The sequence below is a fragment of the Microbacterium sp. NPDC056044 genome (genome assembly GCF_042267145.1).
GTDB lineage: Bacteria > Actinomycetota > Actinomycetes > Actinomycetales > Microbacteriaceae > Microbacterium.
This window is the reverse complement of record NZ_JBHJWZ010000001.1, coordinates 914,855-931,222: the sequence shown is the minus strand read 5'-3', so window position 1 is coordinate 931,222 and position 16,368 is coordinate 914,855. Positions and strand designations below refer to the sequence as shown.

The 16,368-nt window shown below is 71.2% G+C and carries 12 protein-coding genes; 10 read left to right on the top strand and 2 right to left on the bottom strand.

Annotated features, from left to right (window positions below):
• The 3 genes from ilvN to ACFC1I_RS04370 all read left to right on the top strand — a co-directional run bounded on the left by ilvN (position 1) and on the right by ACFC1I_RS04370 (position 3,009).
• Complete coding sequence (ilvN, locus tag ACFC1I_RS04380; RefSeq protein WP_376006619.1) at positions 1-510, top strand: acetolactate synthase small subunit; 510 nt, start codon at positions 1-3, stop codon at positions 508-510.
• 13 nt (positions 511-523) lie between these two features.
• Entirely contained in the window at positions 524-1,588 is a 1,065-nt protein-coding gene (ilvC, locus tag ACFC1I_RS04375; RefSeq protein ID WP_376006777.1) for a ketol-acid reductoisomerase, read from the top strand.
• A gap of 155 nt (positions 1,589-1,743) precedes the next feature.
• The gene (locus ACFC1I_RS04370) at positions 1,744-3,009 is read left to right on the top strand and encodes an alpha-L-fucosidase (protein WP_376006618.1); all 1,266 of its coding nucleotides are present in this window, start codon (positions 1,744-1,746) and stop codon (positions 3,007-3,009) included.
• Between the two features lie 6 nt (positions 3,010-3,015).
• Here the strand turns inward: ACFC1I_RS04370 and ACFC1I_RS04365 are convergent, their stop codons facing one another.
• Entirely contained in the window at positions 3,016-4,167 is a 1,152-nt protein-coding gene (locus tag ACFC1I_RS04365; RefSeq protein WP_376006617.1) for an ROK family protein, read from the bottom strand.
• A gap of 191 nt (positions 4,168-4,358) precedes the next feature.
• Here ACFC1I_RS04365 and ACFC1I_RS04360 point away from each other — a divergent pair, with 191 nt between their 5' ends.
• The 7 genes from ACFC1I_RS04360 to ACFC1I_RS04330 are packed head-to-tail and all read left to right on the top strand — an operon-like array spanning position 4,359 to position 12,107.
• Positions 4,359-5,621, top strand: a complete 1,263-nt coding sequence (locus ACFC1I_RS04360) for an ABC transporter substrate-binding protein (protein ID WP_376006616.1) — start codon at positions 4,359-4,361, stop codon at positions 5,619-5,621.
• Positions 5,622-5,667: 46 nt separating this feature from the next.
• Positions 5,668-6,576, top strand: coding sequence for a carbohydrate ABC transporter permease (locus ACFC1I_RS04355; protein ID WP_056367664.1), 909 nt, complete (start codon positions 5,668-5,670; stop codon positions 6,574-6,576).
• Entirely contained in the window at positions 6,566-7,513 is a 948-nt protein-coding gene (locus tag ACFC1I_RS04350) for a carbohydrate ABC transporter permease (RefSeq protein WP_376006615.1), read from the top strand. Before ACFC1I_RS04355 ends, ACFC1I_RS04350 begins: the two co-directional genes overlap by 11 nt.
• On the top strand, positions 7,510-8,490 hold the full coding sequence (locus ACFC1I_RS04345; RefSeq protein WP_376006614.1) for an ROK family protein: 981 nt from the start codon (positions 7,510-7,512) through the stop codon (positions 8,488-8,490). The genes ACFC1I_RS04350 and ACFC1I_RS04345 overlap by 4 nt, the downstream gene beginning before the upstream one ends.
• A gap of 10 nt (positions 8,491-8,500) precedes the next feature.
• Positions 8,501-10,051, top strand: coding sequence for a M81 family metallopeptidase (locus ACFC1I_RS04340; protein ID WP_376006776.1), 1,551 nt, complete (start codon positions 8,501-8,503; stop codon positions 10,049-10,051).
• The gene (locus tag ACFC1I_RS04335) at positions 10,048-11,391 is read left to right on the top strand and encodes an alpha-L-fucosidase (RefSeq protein ID WP_376006613.1); all 1,344 of its coding nucleotides are present in this window, start codon (positions 10,048-10,050) and stop codon (positions 11,389-11,391) included. Before ACFC1I_RS04340 ends, ACFC1I_RS04335 begins: the two co-directional genes overlap by 4 nt.
• Positions 11,388-12,107, top strand: coding sequence for a copper homeostasis protein CutC (locus ACFC1I_RS04330; protein ID WP_376006612.1), 720 nt, complete (start codon positions 11,388-11,390; stop codon positions 12,105-12,107). The genes ACFC1I_RS04335 and ACFC1I_RS04330 overlap by 4 nt, the downstream gene beginning before the upstream one ends.
• Positions 12,108-12,118: 11 nt before the next feature.
• Here the strand turns inward: ACFC1I_RS04330 and ACFC1I_RS04325 are convergent, their stop codons facing one another.
• Positions 12,119-16,348, bottom strand: coding sequence for a BTAD domain-containing putative transcriptional regulator (locus ACFC1I_RS04325; protein WP_376006611.1), 4,230 nt, complete (start codon positions 16,346-16,348; stop codon positions 12,119-12,121).
• Between the last annotated feature and the right edge of the window lie 20 nt (positions 16,349-16,368).

The window sequence follows — 16,368 nt, the reverse complement described above, 5'->3', positions numbered from 1 at the left end:
ATGACGAGTCACGTGCTGAGCCTCCTCGTGGAGGACAAGCCCGGTCTGCTGACGCGCGTCGCGGGCCTGTTCGCCCGGCGCGGCTTCAACATCGAGTCGCTGGCGGTGGGTGTCACCGAGGTCCCCGGACTCTCGCGCATCACCGTCGTCGTGGACGTCGACGAGCTTCCGCTCGAGCAGGTCACCAAGCAGCTCAACAAGCTCATCAACGTCATCAAGATCGTCGAGCTCGACCCCACGGCATCCGTCCAGCGCGAGCACATGCTCGTGAAGGTGCGCGCCGACAACCAGACCCGGTCGAACGTGCTCGAGGTCGTCAACCTCTTCCGCGGCCAGATCGTCGACTACGCGCCCGACGCGCTCGTCGTCGAGGTCACCGGCGACAAGGGCAAGGTCGACGCGTTCCTGCGCGCGCTCGAGCCCTTCGGCATCAAGGAGCTGGCGCAGTCCGGCCTCGTCGCCATCGGCCGCGGCGGCAAGAGCATCACCGAGCGCGTGCTGCGCGGCTGAGCGCGCGGCATCCATTACTTCCAGAACCGATCAATCAAGGAGAAACACGAAGATGGCTGAGATCTTCTACGACGCCGATGCCGACCTGAGCATCATCCAGGGCAAGAAGGTGGCGATCGTGGGCTACGGCTCGCAGGGTCACGCGCACGCCCAGAACCTTCGCGACTCGGGTGTCGAGGTCGTCATCGCCCTCAAGGACGGCTCGAAGTCGATCGAGAAGGCACAGGACGAGGGCTTCGAGGTCAAGTCGGTCGCCGACGCGGCCGAGTGGGCCGACGTCATCATGATCCTCGCGCCGGACCAGCACCAGCGCGGGATCTTCACCGACAGCATCAAGGACAAGCTGACCGCGGGCAAGACGCTCGCGTTCGCGCACGGGTTCAACATCCGCTTCGGCTACATCGACGCACCCGAGGGTGTCGACGTCATCCTCGTCGCGCCGAAGGCCCCGGGCCACACGGTGCGTCGCGAGTACGTCGCCGGCCGTGGCATCCCCGACATCATCGCGGTCGAGCGCGACGCCTCGGGCACCGCGTGGGCGACGGCTCTCTCGTACGCGAAGGCCATCGGCGGCACCCGTGCCGGCGTCATCAAGACGACCTTCACCGAAGAGACCGAGACCGACCTGTTCGGCGAGCAGGCCGTCCTCTGCGGTGGCGTGTCGCAGCTGGTCCAGTACGGCTTCGAGACCCTGACCGAGGCGGGCTACCAGCCGCAGATCGCCTACTTCGAGGTGCTGCACGAGCTGAAGCTCATCGTCGACCTCATGTGGGAGGGCGGCATCGCCAAGCAGCGCTGGTCGGTCTCCGACACGGCCGAGTACGGCGACTACGTCTCGGGCCCGCGCGTCATCGACCCGCGCGTCAAGGAGAACATGCAGGCCGTGCTCGCCGACATCCAGTCGGGCGCGTTCGCCAAGCGCTTCATCGACGACCAGGACAACGGCGCCGTCGAGTTCCTGGAGCTGCGCGAGAAGGCCGCCGCCCACCCGATCGAGGCGGTCGGCAAGGACCTGCGCTCGCTCTTCGCGTGGAAGCAGCAGGACGCGGACTACGTGGAGGGCTCGGCCGCTCGCTGATCCCGCTTCATCCGAAGGCCCGGTTCTCCTCGTGGGAGCCGGGCCTTCGGCGTTGCGGGGCGCCAACGAGGACTGCCGCGCCAGCGACGTGCGGAGACATCGGATGTCTGTGTCAGGATGGGAGCACACACAGACGGAAGGCGAGTGGCACGAGAATGCGACAGCAGTGGTTCGACGAGGCGCGGTTCGGGATGTTCGTGCACTTCGGCCTGTACAGCGGGGCGGCACGGCACGAGTGGGTGCAGAACTACGAGTTCCTGACCGACGAGGACTACCTGCCGTACTTCGAGAACTTCGACCCCGACCTGTTCGACGCGCGGGCGCTGGCCCGCCGCGCGAAGGAGACGGGCATGGCGTACGTGGTGCTCACGACGAAGCACCACGACGGGTTCGCCCTGTGGGACACCGCGGTCAGCGACTTCAACTCGATCACCGCGTGCGGCCGCGACCTCGTGCGGGAGTACGTCGAGGCGCTGCGCGCCGAAGGGCTGCGCGTGGGGCTCTACCACTCGCTGCTGGACTGGCATCACCCCGACTTCACGGTCGACTGGAACCACCCGCGACGCGCTGACAAGGACGTCGCCGCCCTCAACGAGGGCCGCGACATGGCGCGCTACCGGGAGTTCCTGCACGCGCAGGTGCGGGAGCTGCTGACCGACTACGGGCAGATCGACTACCTGTTCTTCGACTTCACGTACCCCGAATCGATGGACGGGCTCGCCGGCAAGGGCCCGGAGGACTGGGACGCCGAGGCGCTCCTGGCGATATGCCGCGAGCTGCAGCCCGAGATGCTCGTCAACGACCGGCTCGGCATCCCCGGCGACTTCGTCACCCCCGAGCAGTACCAGCCCACGTCACCGCTCGTCGTCGACGGCGTGCCGCAGGTCTGGGAGGCCTGCCAGACGCTGAACGGCTCGTGGGGCTATCACCGCGACAACACCGACCAGAAGTCCGCGACGCTGCTCGTGCAGATGCTCGCCGACTCGGTGTCGATGGACGGCAACATGCTGCTGAACATCGGTCCCGACGGGCGAGGGGCGATCGCGCCGCGCGACGAGCGCACGCTGGCGGAGATCGGTGAGTGGATGCGGCTGCACCGCGGTGCGATCGTCGGCGCGGGCCACGCGGCCTTCGAGCCGCCCCGGGAGGGCGTGTACACGCGGCGCGGCCGCAAGCTCTACCTGCACCTGCTGTCGTGGCCGCTCGGCTTCGTGCACTTGCCGGGGCTCGCCGGAAAGGTCACGTACGCGCGGCTGCTCGACGACGGCTCGTGGCTGCGCACCACGGCCGCGGATCCGACTCGGAAGGCGGTAAACATGACGCCGGCGGGGGAGGCGGAGGGCACGCTCACCGTGCACCTGCCGGTGCGGCGGCCCGACGTCCTCGTCCCCGTGGTGGAGCTGACGCTCGCCGAAGACTGACGCCGGTCAGGCGGTGGGCAGCTCGAGGTTGTCGAGTGCCCACCGCGCGGCGCCGTGCAGGATCGCGTCGGCGCGCGTCTGCGCCGCCTCGATGCGCAGCTGCTGGGTCGCCAGCGGGTGGCAGGCCTCGTAGACGCGGCTGCGCACCGCGGCGATGAACGGCTCGGACGCGCTCATGCTCCCGGTCAGGAACACCGCGTGCGGGTTGAAGAAGTTCACCACGCCCGAGAGCGCCTGGCCGAGGTGCGTGCCCGCCGTGCGGACGATGGTGGTCGCCTCCGGCTCGGCGTCACGGGCCAGCGCCAGCACGTCGGCGGTGGTCGCGACATCCGTCCGCCCGCGCTCGCGCATCTGGCGCACGAGGCTCGCGCCGCTGGCCACCGTCTCGAGGCATCCGGTGTTGCCGCAGGAGCAGGGGATGTCCCCGCTGCCGTCGATGCGGGTGTGCGTGATGTCGCCCGCCGCGCCGGTGGCACCGCGATGGACGTGGCCGTCGACGATGATGCCGCTGCCGATGGCCGTGCCCGCCTTGACGGTGATGCTGTGGCCGTTCGCGCCGAACTGTGCGCGATGCTCTCCGAGCGCGGCGAGGTTCGCGTCGTTGTCGACGGCCACCGGGACGCCGTAGCGCCGCCGCACGTACTCCGGGACGCGGAAGCCGGGCCAGCCGGGCATGCGGGACGGCTGGGTGACGGTTCCCCTGTCGATGTCGACGGGGCCGGGAAGGCTGATGCCGATGGCGCGGATCGCGGTGTCGGCCGCGAGCTCGTCGAAGACCTCGCAGACGGCGTCGAGCGTCGCCTCGGGGCCGTCGGCCAGGGCGACCGGGATCGTGCGCGTCTCGCGCAGCTCGCCGCTGAGCGTGTGGGCTCCGATGCGGGCGTGGCCGCCGCCGAGGTCGACCGTCAGCACGACGCCGGACCCCTCGTCGATCCCGAGGAGGCGCGGGCGACGGCCGCCGCGCGACGTGCCGTCGCCGCGCTCGGTGACGAGCCCCGCGTCGATCAGCGACTGCACCCTGAGGCTGACGGTCGACGGCGCGAGCCCGAGCGCTGCGGCGAGCTCGCTGCGAGAGCTCGCCTGGTCGCGCGCGATCAGATCGATGATCCGCCGGGACAGGTCCTCGTCGGCGGAAGAGCGGTCGGTGTCGGGGGTCATGGTCCCTCTCGAGGTGTGGCCGGCCTGTGTGTTTCCGAGTTGTGACGAAGTATCACACGCCGATAAACATCCGATGTTCGGGTTGCGTCACCGATCGAAACCTGCGAGGGTGACTTGCGACACAAGCTTACAAGGTTGGTTCGAGACTCGAAATAACCCTGTACGCAACTGGCTGCCAGAGGAGGCATTCGATGAAGAAGTTGCGCGTCGGCGCGGTGGCCGCAGCCACCGGCGTAGCGGTGGTCCTGACGGGGTGTGCGAGCGGTTCGGGCGGAGCAGGCTCCACCGACGGCAAGCCCACGATCGTCGTCGACATGTGGTCGGGCAGTGAAGCCGACACGACGGCGCTCGAGAAGCAGGTCGCGATCGCGCAGGAAGCGAACCCCGATGTGACGATCAAGCTCCAGACCGCGCCGTGGAACGACTTCTTCACGAAGCTCACCACCAACATGGCGAGCGGCAACATGGCTTGCGTCACCGGCATGAGCGGTGCCCAGCTCGGTGGCTTCACCGGCGGGTTCCGCGAGCTGACGGCGGACGACCTCGAGACGGCGGGGCTCGACTTCGCCGACTTCAACCCGGGCGCCGAGGGCATCCTGAGCTTCGAGGGCGGCCTGTACGGCGTTCCCTTCGACGTCGCGACGATGCTCGTCTACTACAACCAGGACATGCTGACCGCCACCGGCGCCGCCACGCCCGAGATCGGGTGGAGCTTCGACGACTTCGAGGACATCGCGACGACGGCCACCGCCGACGGCAAGTACGGCTTCGGCATGGGCATGGGCGGCTACCAGTGGATGTCGATGCCCATCGCCCTGTCGGGCAAGCAGCCCGCGTCCGAGGACGGCACGCTCCACATCGACGACCCCGACTTCGTGGACGCGGCGTCGTGGTACTCGGGCCTCGTCACCGACCTCGGCGTCGCGGCACCCGTCGCCTCGGCGTCCGACACCGGCTGGGGCGAGAACCAGTACACCGGCGGCAACGCCGCGATGGCGGTCGACGGCACCTGGAACGCGGTGAGCTACCTCGACAACGAGTCCGGCTTCGCCGCCGGCATGGCGCCGCTGCCCGCGGGCGCCCACGGCAACTCGGGACCGATCCTCGGCTCGGGCTACGGCATCTCGAAGACGTGCGACAACCCCGAAGCCGCGCTCAAGGTCATGGGGTCGCTGCTCGGCAAGGACGCGCAGGACTACATCGCATCGTCGGGCCGTTCGTACCCGGCGCGCACCGCCTCGCAGCCGCTGTACTTCGACTCGATCGACGAGCAGTACCGCGAGCAGGTCCAGACCGTCTTCGAGTCGGCCTTCGCGACCACGGTGCCGCTGTACATGACGAAGAACTGGGAGAAGCTCGACAGCTACATCCAGCCGAACCTCGTCAGCGTCTACAACGGCCAGATGGAGATGTCGGACCTGCTGGAGACCGCCCAGGCGCAGTTCGGCAACTGACCGGGTTCGTCCTCGAACCCTCGTACGTGAGCAAGAGAGCAGAGCAATGACGACCACGACGACGACACGTCGCGGGTCGCTCGCCAGGGCCGAGGCCCGCCAGGCGCTGGGCTTCGCAAGCCCGGCCCTGGTGGGGCTCGCCCTGTTCACGATCGTGCCCGTGGGGCTCTCGATCGTGATGAGCGTCTACGACTGGCCGACGTTCGGCGACCGCACCTTCAACGGCGTCGAGAACTACGCCAAGCTGTTCACCAGCAGCCCGGACTTCTGGCCCGCGCTGCGCAACTCCGCGGTCTACACCCTGCTGTACGTGCCGCTCAGCATCGCCCTCTCGCTCGCCCTCGCGATCGGGCTCGGGCCGCGGATCCGCGGCCGCGGGGCGCTCCGCGTGCTCTTCTTCATCCCGGTCGTCGTGCCCATGGTGGCCAACGTCCTGGTGTGGAAGATGATGCTCCAGCCCCAGGGGCTCTTCAACGGGCTGGCGCAGAGCTGGTTCGGCATCACCCTGCCGAACTTCCTCGCCGATCCCTCGTGGGCGATGATCATGGTGGTCGCCATGAGCGTGTGGCAGGGGCTCGGCTACAACATGCTGATCTTCTCGGCGGCGCTCGAGCAGCTTCCCGAGAGCGTGCTCGAGGCGGCCAGCATCGACGGCGCCCGGGGCTTCCGCCTCGTCTGGAGCGTCATGATCCCGATGATCTCGCCGTCGATCTTCTTCGCCACGATCATGACGATGATCACCGCCCTCCAGGTGTTCGCGCAGCCGCAGCTGCTGACCGGCGGCGGCCCGGGCAACGCGACGAAGCCGCTCGTGATGTTCATCTGGGAGCAGGGCTTCACGTTCGGCGACCTGGGGCTCGCGGCAGCGGCGGCATGGATCCTGTTCGCGATCATCATCCTCATCACCGGCATGCAGTTCGCCGCGCAGCGGAAGTGGGTGCACTATGAGCACTGACACCGAGACCGACAAGGAAGCGTCGGCGATCGAGCAGACGCTGCTGATGACCTCCGACGACGAGTTCGTCGAGGAGCAGCCCGCGCGCCGCCGCACGGCGCCCCGAACGGTCGGCGAACGCATCCGCCTGGTGCTCGCGCACCTCTGCATCTACCTCGCGGCGCTGATCTTCGTCGCCCCGCTCGTCTACGCCTTCTTCTCCGCGCTGAAGCCGAATGAGGAGATGTTCTCGATGCCGCCCACGCTGGTCGGCTCGCAGATCAAGTGGGGCAACTTCGCCGAGGTGTTCGCCTACGGCCCGTTCCTCACGTACATCGGCAACTCGCTGTTCGTCGCGGTGGCCGGCACCCTCGTCGTCCTCATCGTGTCGACGACGGCGGGCTACGCGTTCGGGCGACTGCGCTGGAAGGGCCGCGATGCGGTCTTCGTCCTCTTCCTGGCCACGCTGATGGTGCCGGCCGAGGTGCTGGTCATCCCGATGTTCCAGGTGATGCAGTGGTTCGGATGGGTCAACACCTACCAGGCGCTCATCTTCCCGTTCGCGTTCACCGCGTTCGGCACCTTCCTGATGCGGCAGTTCTTCCGCGGCATCCCGTTCGAGCTCGAGGAGGCGGCGCGCGTCGACGGATCGGGTCCGGTGCGCACCTTCCTGCAGATCATCCTTCCGCTGTCGAAGTCGGCGGTCGCGGTGCTGGCGGTGTTCACGTTCCTCTCCTTCTGGAACAGCTACCTCTGGCCGCTCATCGTGACGGTCGACTACGCGACGCTCGGCACGCTCCCCGTGGGCCTCGCCAGCTTCTCGGGTCTCACCGGCACGCGCTGGGACCTGCAGATGGCGGCCGCGATCATCTCGATGATCCCCACCACGATCCTCGTGATCGTCCTGCAGAAGCACCTCGTGAAGGGCATCGCGATGGCCGGGCTGGGTGGCCGATGAGCGGGCGTGCAGCGACCCCGGCCGTCGTGGCCGGCATCGACATCGGGGGCACGAAGACCGCCGGGGCCCTCGTCGCCGCGGACGGCACCGTGCTGGCGCGGGCGACGCGCGACACGCCCGCCCGCGCCGGCGGCGACGCCATGGCCGAGACGGCGGCGCTCCTCGTCGAGGAGCTCGCCGACGACGCCGGCGTGCGTCCCGATGCCGTCGGCGTCGGCGCGGCGGGCGTCGTCGACCCGCAGAGCGGCGCGATCCGCGCCGCGTCCGACATGTTCGTCGACTGGGCGGGCTTCCCGCTCGGCGAACGCCTCGGCGACCGCCTCGACATCGAGGTGCGCGTCGAGAACGACGTGAACGCCTTCCTCCTGGGCGAGACCGCCTGGGGCTCGGGGCACGGCAGCGACGTGCTCGGTGTCATGCTCGGCACCGGTGTCGGGGGCGCACTCGTGCTCGACGGCCGGCTGCGCCACGGTCCGTACGGGGCGGCCGGCGAGATCGGCCACACCCCCGGGTACAGCGACCTGGTCTGCACCTGCGGCCGCACCGGCCATCTCGAGACGCTCGCGTCGGGCACGTCGATCGCGCGGCGCTATGCGGCCGCGACCGGCGGCGACACCCGGTCGGCCCGCGTCGTGGCCGAGCGGGCGCGCGCGGGCGACCCCGCAGCCCGGGCCGTCTTCGACGACGCCGGTCGCGCGGTCGCGCTCGCGTGCATCTCGGCCGCGACCCTCGTCGACGTGCCGCTCGCCGTGGTCGGCGGCGGCGTCGCGTCGGCGTGGGACCTCCTCGCGCCGGCCGTCGAGGCCGCGCTCCTCACGGATCCGCCCGTCTCCGGCGCTCCGCTGCGCATCGTTCCCGGGACGCTGCGCGGCGACGCGGTGGTGCTCGGCGCAGCGGCGCTGGTCGCAGCATCCGATCATTCCCTCCTCTCCGCACAGTTCTCAGAAGGTGAGCTTCTCCGTGACGTCGCGTCCTGACCACGACCAGATCTGGAAGGGGCCGCTGAGCGCGCTCCACCCGGCCGGACTCGCGCGCCCGCGCATCGGGATCGGCGGCATCTCGATCGAGTCGAGCACGTTCTCGCCGCACATCTCGGGCGATGAGGCGTTCACGATCCGCACCGGCGACGAGCTGCTCGCGTACTACCCGTTCCTCGCCGAAGGCATGGCATTGCGGGATGCTGCGACCTGGGTGCCCCTGACCCACGGGCGCTCCCTGCCCGGCGGGGCGGTCGCCCCCGAGACCTATGCGCGCATGAAGCAGGCGATCGTCGACGGGATCCGCGCCGACGGCCCGTTCGACGCGTTCTTCTTCGACATCCACGGTGCGATGAGCGTCGTCGGCATGGACGATGCCGAGGGGGACCTCGCGACCGCGGTGCGCGAAGCGCTCGGTCCCGACACCCTCGTCTCGACGTCGATGGACCTGCACGGCAACGTCTCGGACGCGCTGTTCGACGCCGTCGACCTCATCACGTGCTACCGCATGGCGCCGCACGAGGACTGGATGAACACCAAGCAGCGCGCGGTGCACAACCTGCTCGAGCGGCTGCGCGGGGCTGCCGGCGCCGACCCGGACGCGCGGCGCCCGTACAAGGCGTGGGTGCGCGTGCCCGTGCTGCTGCCCGGTGAGAAGACGAGCACGCGCCTCGAGCCGGCGCACGGTCTGTACGGCGCGATCCCGGATGTCGAGGACCTCGACGGCGTCGTGGACGCAGCGGTGTGGGTCGGCTACGCGTGGGCCGACGAGCCCCGGTGCCACGCCACGGTGATCGTCACCGGCGATGACCCCGCCCTGATCTCCCGCGAGGCGGAGCGGCTGGGGCAGCGGTACTGGGACGCCCGCGCGGACTTCGTCTTCGTGGGCCCGACGGCGACGCTCGACGAGGCGCTCGACCAGGCGCTGGCCGACGACGCGCCGCGGCCGTACGTGATCTCCGACTCGGGCGACAACCCCACCGCGGGCGGAGCCGGCGACGTCTCGTGGACGCTCGGCCGCCTGCTCGAGCGGGCAGACCTCGAGGACGCGTCGCGCACCGTGATCGCCGCATCCGTCTTCGATCCGGAGGCGGTGCGCGGCGCGTGCGAGGCGGGGATCGGCGCCACGGTCACCCTGCACGCCGGCGGACGCGTCGACCCCGGCCCGCGCGGACCGGTCGCGCTGACGGGCGAGGTGTTCTCGATCACCGACGGCGATCCCGTGGCGGGCACTCAGGTCGTGGTGCGCCGCGGCGCCGTGCACGCGATCGTGACCGAACGCCGCAAGCCCTTCCACCACCTCGACGACTTCCGCATGCTGGGGCTCGACCCCGCGACGGCCGACGTCGTGATCGTGAAGATCGGATACCTCGAGCCCGAGTTGTACGACCTCGCCGCCGAATGGACGCTCGCCCTCACGCCCGGAGGTGTCGACCAGGATCTGCTGCGGCTCGGCCACTCGCGCCTGCGACCCGGTACCTACCCCTTCGCCACGACCGACGACGAGCCCGACCTCGCAGCGCTGGTCACCCGCCGCCGCGGCATGGAGGCGCGCGCATGAACTTCGAGACCCGCACCGGCCCCGACCTCGGCGCGGCGGCACCCGAGTACCCCGAGACGCCGGTGCCCGAGTGGTATCGCGACGCGAAGCTCGGCTTCTTCGTGCACTGGGGCCTGTACTCGGTGCCCGCGTGGGCACCGGCGCATCCTCCCGGGGGCGTACCGACCGAGGACGCCTACGCCCACCACCAGTACGCCGAGTGGTACGCGAACACCGTGCGCATCGCGGGGAGCCCGACGTGGGAGCGGCACCAGGAGCGGTACGGCACCGGCACGAGCTACGAGGACCTCGCGGACCAGTGGGACGCGAGTGCGTTCGACGCCGACGCCTTCGTCGGCGCGCTCGTCGACGCGGGCGCGCGCTATGTCGTGCCCACGACGAAGCACCACGACGGCTTCTGCCTGTGGAACACCGCGACGACGAGCTTCAACGCCGTCCGCCGCGGCCCGCGCCGCGATCTGATCGCCGAGCTCCACGACGCGACGCGCCGGGCGGGCACGCGATTCGGCGTGTACTTCTCGGGCGCGCTGGACTGGCACGTCAGCGACTACCCGCCGATCGAGTCCGACACCGACCTGTTCCGGTTCCGGCGCGCCGACGAGTGGTTCTCGCGCTACGCCGCCGCGCAGCTCGACGAGCTCGTCGAACGCTTCCGTCCCGATCTGCTCTGGAACGACATCGAATGGCCGGACGGCGGCAAAGGTCGCGACGATCACGCGGTCGCCGCGTTGCTGCGTCGCTACCTCGCCGCCGTGCCTGACGGCACCGTCAACGACCGCTGGGGCGTGCCCCGGCACGGCTTCCTCACGCGCGAGTACACGCACGTCGCCGACATCGTGGACGAGCCGTGGGAGTCGACGCGCGGGCTCGGGTACTCGTTCGGGTACAACCAGGCGGAGGACGCGCGTCATTCGCTGTCGGGCGCCGCGCTCATCCGACTGCTCGCCGACGTGGTGAGCAAGAACGGCAATCTGCTGATCAACGTGGGCCCGCGTGCCGACGGCTCGATCCCCGAGCTGCAGGCGCAGGCCATGCGCGAGCTCGGCGCGTGGCTGCGCCGAGACGGCGAAGCGATCTACGGCACGCGCCCGTGGGTGCGCGCGTACGAGGAGACCGGGGCGCCGCGCGCTTACACCGCCGGCGACGGCGTCGTGAACGTCATCGCGCTGGATCCCGCCGCCGGCGAGATCGACCTCCCCGACGAGCTGTCGCACGGGCGCGGACAGTGGGCGGGCGGCGCGGAGGGGGCGTTCGAGCGGTCCGCCGACGGCCGCGTGCGCGTCGCGATCCCCGCCGCGCTGCGCGCCGAGCCCGCGACGGCGCTGCGGGTCGTGCGGTGACGGCCGCCGTCGTCGAGGTCGCCGTGCAGGACGCCGCCGGCGCCCGCGTCGCGATGGACGCCGGAGCCGACCGGCTGGAGCTGTGCCAGGCGCTCGGCGTCGGGGGCCTCACGCCGTCGATCGGACTCATCGAGGCCGTGTGCGACGCGGTGGGCGCCGCGCGCGTCAACGTGCTGGTGCGACCGCGCGGCGGCGGATTCGTGTACGACGCCGACGAGGTCGCGGTCGTCGCGGCCGACATCCGCGCGTGCGTCGCCCGCGGCGTGGGCGGCGTCGTGGTCGGCGCGCTCGATGCGGACGGCCGCGCGGATCGCGAGGCGCTGAAGCGGTGGCGGGATGCTGCGGGCCCGGCCGCGCTCGTCTTCCACCGCGCGATCGACGCCTCGCCGCGCAGCGCCGAGGTGTTCGAGGCACTCCTCGTGGCCGGCGTCGACCGTGTGCTCACCTCGGGCGGTGCGGCCCGGAGCATCCAGGGCATCGACCGCCTCGAGGCCTACGCGCGGCTCGCGGGAGCGGATCTCGAGGTGACGGCGGGCGGGGGAGTGGCCCCGGCCGACATCCCGCACCTCGTGCACGCCGGCGTCGACGCCGTCCATCTCTCGGCGCGTCGGCGGGCCGGGCTCGGCGCGCCTGCGGGCCCGGGCGGTGGCACGGACGGCCATGACGTGACCGATCCGCGGATCGTGGCGGAAGCGGTGGCCGCCGCTCGTCGCTGATCGCGGCGGGCTCACCCCAGGAGGATGTCTGCGCAGATCGGATGCTGCGCCCCGAGGTCGCCGAGATACGTCGACCATTCTTCGGCGGTGAGCTCGCGGCCCGCGATCCGGCACGCGGCCGCGGCGTGGGCGTCGGGGTCGAGCGTCCAGTGCGCGACGTGGCGCGCCCCCGAGGCGAGGAAGCCGGTGCCGTCCGCGTCGGGCCAGACGATCGTGGCGCTCGCATTGGAGGGGATCCAGCCGCCGAGCTGGCGGCGGGACTCCAGATCGATCACGGCGATCCCCGGATCGCGCGACCACGCGAGGAGGGTGGACCCGGCGGTGCTCAGGTCCATGCCCTGGTTGACGCCCGCGGGAAGGGGGCCGAGCGGCTCGAGGTCCAGAGTGTAGCGGCGCAGTTCGGTCATCGTGTTCGCGACGATCTCGCCGGCGTCGGTGACGGTCGACCGCGACGAGGTCGGCAGGCCGGCGGCGCGCTGCGTGCCGTCGTTGTCGTAGACGGCGGTGAGCCACCCGTCGCCGATCCACATCGTCGCGACGATACCGGAGCCGTCCGGCAGCGGAGTGAGCGTCTGCAGCCCGCCGTCGAGGGCGATCTCGCCGTCGAGTCTCGCCAGCGTGCGGGCATCGATGCGGACGACGTGCTGGGGGCCGTTGGGATCCCCGTCGACGGAGAGGACGAGCCCGTACAAGCTGTCGCCGCCGGGCGCCGGCCAGTACGCGACGATGTCGTCGACCTGGGGAGCATCGAGGATCCGCCGACCGGCCACGTCGAAGACCACCCGGTGCTCGGCGTCGGCGGCGGGGTCGTAGACGATCACCGAGAGGACGCCGGGGCGGATCCAGCTCGTGTCGACGGCTGTGCCGTCGTCGACGCCGGGGAGACGGACGATCTCGTCGAGTCGGCCGACCGGTGCCTCGTTCCGCATGTCCCAGAGCAGCAGGTCGCGCTCGAACACGTCGGCAGCGGCCTGGCTGTTGAGGACGATATAGCGCCCACCGGGGTCGGGCCCCGTGGCGGCGACCATGCGCGGCGGCCCGATCGATCGGCTGACCGGCCCGCCGTCCGCCGCATCGAAGCGCGAGATCATCGGGGTGACCGAGGCCATGACGATGACCTCGTCCTGCGCGGCGGTGAGCGCGATGTCGCCGCCGCCCTGCTGGTGTTGCACGACGCCGCCGACGAAGGCACCCGACTCGAGATCGCGGCGCAGCAGCCTGCCGTCAGGGCTCAAGCAGAAGAGCAGCTGCTGCACCGGGGAAGCCGCCATGCTGCGGCAGTCGTCGGCACCGATGTGGTCTCGTCGCCACAGTTCCGTGCCGGTCGCGGCGTCCACGGCGGCGACCATGCGGATGCCGTCCGTAACGATCACGTCCGGCGTCGCGACCACGCTCCAGCCGCCCGCCTCCGCGGGCACCGTGAAGGACATGGTCGTCGCGAGGGTGGCCGGATCCAGGAGCGCGCCGTGCCCGTCGACATCGGTCACCACGATCCTGCCGTCCGGGGTGAACGACGAGGTCGCCAGCGAGGGAAGGCTCTCGAGCGGCCGGTCCGCCGCGAACGGCACGCGGGTGACGACGCCGTCGCCGGTGCGCACGACGACCACGGTGCCGTTCGATGCCCAGGTCACCAGACGCCCGTCCGGGGAGATCTCCACGCTCTCGCCCCATTCGGGCACGGCGATCGGCCGGCCGATGCGCCGACCCGACTCCACGTCGAAGACGTGCAGCAGCTCGTCGCGCTCCATATCGTCGATCACGTCCTCCGCCGGGATCTCATCGGCGTGCTGCATGACGACGATCGTGCTCCTGTCGGCGCTCACCCTGACCCATGGGCGGACGAGCTGCTTCATGGCCGGGAAGTCGTCCGCGATGGGGCGCATCACCGCTCCGCTGGTCAGGCTGCGGATCTCGAGCACGGACTTGTCGCGCACGACGGCCACCTCTTCGGTGCCGGGGATCGGCCATGCGCCGATGCGCTCGTCGGTGCCCGCGACGAACACGCTGCCCTCGAAGCCGCCGGCAGTGGTCACCGATGCCATCAGCGCATCGCGGGTGCGGGCGTCGTCGGGCCAGCGGTGGTAGGCCTCGACCGCCATCAGCGCGGCGACATCGCGGTCTGTGCCGACCAGGCTCTTCGCGCGGCTCGTGATCGCCTCGACCAGCTGTTCCTGTCCCGCGGCTGCCGCGTCCTGCCCCCGGACGACCGCGATGCCGCCGGAGATGAGGGCGACGACGAGCAGTGCGCCCGCGCCCGACAACGCCCACCGCAGCCGGGTGTTGCTGCGCGACTCCCGCGCCGCGTGGTCGGCGAGCGCGCGCATCTCGTCCTGCTCGTAGGCGGTCGAGGCCGCCACGTACTCGCGCTCCACATCGGTCAGATCCCCGGCGGAGGCCTCGAGCCATTCGGCCGCCGCCTGGAGCCGCGCACCGCGCAGCAGGTCCTCGTCGCGGCGGCCATCGGCATCCCACAGCTCCGCCGCCGTGGCGACCGACGCCATGACACGGGCTCCCTCGACGTCGTCCTCGAGCCAGCCGTCGAGGCGCGGCCACGCCTCGGCGACCGCCTCATGAGCCACGACGACCGTCTCGCCGTCGATCGTGAGCAGGCGCGCAGCGACCAGGCGGTCGAGCACATGGCGTCGTGCGTCGTCGGTGACGAGCGGCTCGAGGTGGGCGACACGGCGTACTGACGCGCCGTCGGGCGGACGCTGGACGAGCCGGAGCAGCAGCGCCCGGCACGCGGTCGCCTCCCGGTCGTCGAGCGAGCGGTAGAGGGTCTCGGCGGACTGCGCGATCCCTCCCGCGATTCCGCCGGATGCCTCGTACCCGGCGACCGTCATCGTCGAGCCCTCGCGCCGCACCCACGTCTCGACCAGGGCATGCGAGACGTGGGGCAAGGTCGCGCGGCGGTCCCCGGCATCCCTCACGATCAGTTCCACGAGTCCTGCTTCGAGGCGGAGCCCCGCGCGTGCGGCGGGGCGCTCGATCGCCTCGCGCAGTCCGTCGGCGGACAGCGGACCGATGGCGTACACCGCTCCGCCCACCAGCGCGCCGACGTGCGGCAGCCCGGTCGCGCGGTCGAGGAAGTCGCTGCGCAGCGTGATGATCACCGCTGCCCCGGCGGCCAGCATTTCCGCGACGAGCAGGCACAGCTGCGCCTGCTCGGGCTCGGCGAGCTGAAACACCGCCTCGGCCTGGTCGACGATCACGAGGTCGGCGATGTCGTGCTCGGCGATCCGCGCCCGGAGGTCGACGGCGGCGTCCCGCCCCGCAGTCACGACGGCGACGCGCCGGCCTTCCGCGGTGCGCGGGAGCACCCCGGCCAGCACCAGAGAGGACTTGCCCGACCCGGACGCCCCGACCACCACGAGCATCTCGCCGGGGCGGATGCGATCGCGGATCGCCTCGATCTCGCGCTCGCGGCCGAAGAAGTCCTCGGCGTCGGCGGGGGAGAAGGCGGTGAGCCCGCGATACGGGCAGGTGTCGCTGACGCGATGGAGCGCTCTGACCGCGGCGAGGGAGGGATCCTGGCGGAGGATCGACGACTCCAGCGCCCGGAGGCGCTGCCCGACGTCGATGCCCAGTTCGTCGGCGAGGCGTTCGCGCGCGGCGCGCACGGTCGCGAGGGCTTCCGCCTGACGCCCGGCGCGGTAGTTGGCGATCGCGAGGATCGCCGCGCGGTCCTCGCGGAGGGGTGCCGCGCGCACGAGGCGCTCGGCGTCGGCGATGACCGCGCGGTGCTCGCCCTCCGCGAGGCACGACTCGAGCAGCTCCTCCTGCGCGCTGTCGCGGATCGCCGCCAGCCGTTCGGCCTCGGCCGCGGCCGGCTCCCATTCGTCGAGCTCGGCATATGGCTCGCCGCGCCACAGCCCGAGGGCACGGCGGTAGGCGTCGACCGCGCGGTCGTGCTCGTCGTGCAGGGCGTGCTCTCTCGCCGCCGAGACCAGACGCTCGAACTCGAACGCGTCGATCGTCGCCGGATCGAGGCCCAGGGTGTAGCTGGAGCCCCGCGTCACCACCGCGGAGCTGCCGAGCCCGGCTCGGATGCGCGCGACCGACGTCTTGACCTGCTGGGGCCAGGTGCGCGGTGCATCCGTGCCCCAGCAGGCCTCCGCCAGTTCCCCCGGCGCGACGGCGCGCCCCGTCCGCACGATGAGTGCAGCCAGCATCACCCGCTCCCGCGGACTCAGCCTGCGCTCGGTCCCCGTGTCGAGCGGCCCCAGGACCCTGATGGCCATGGATGCAGTGTGATGGCCGG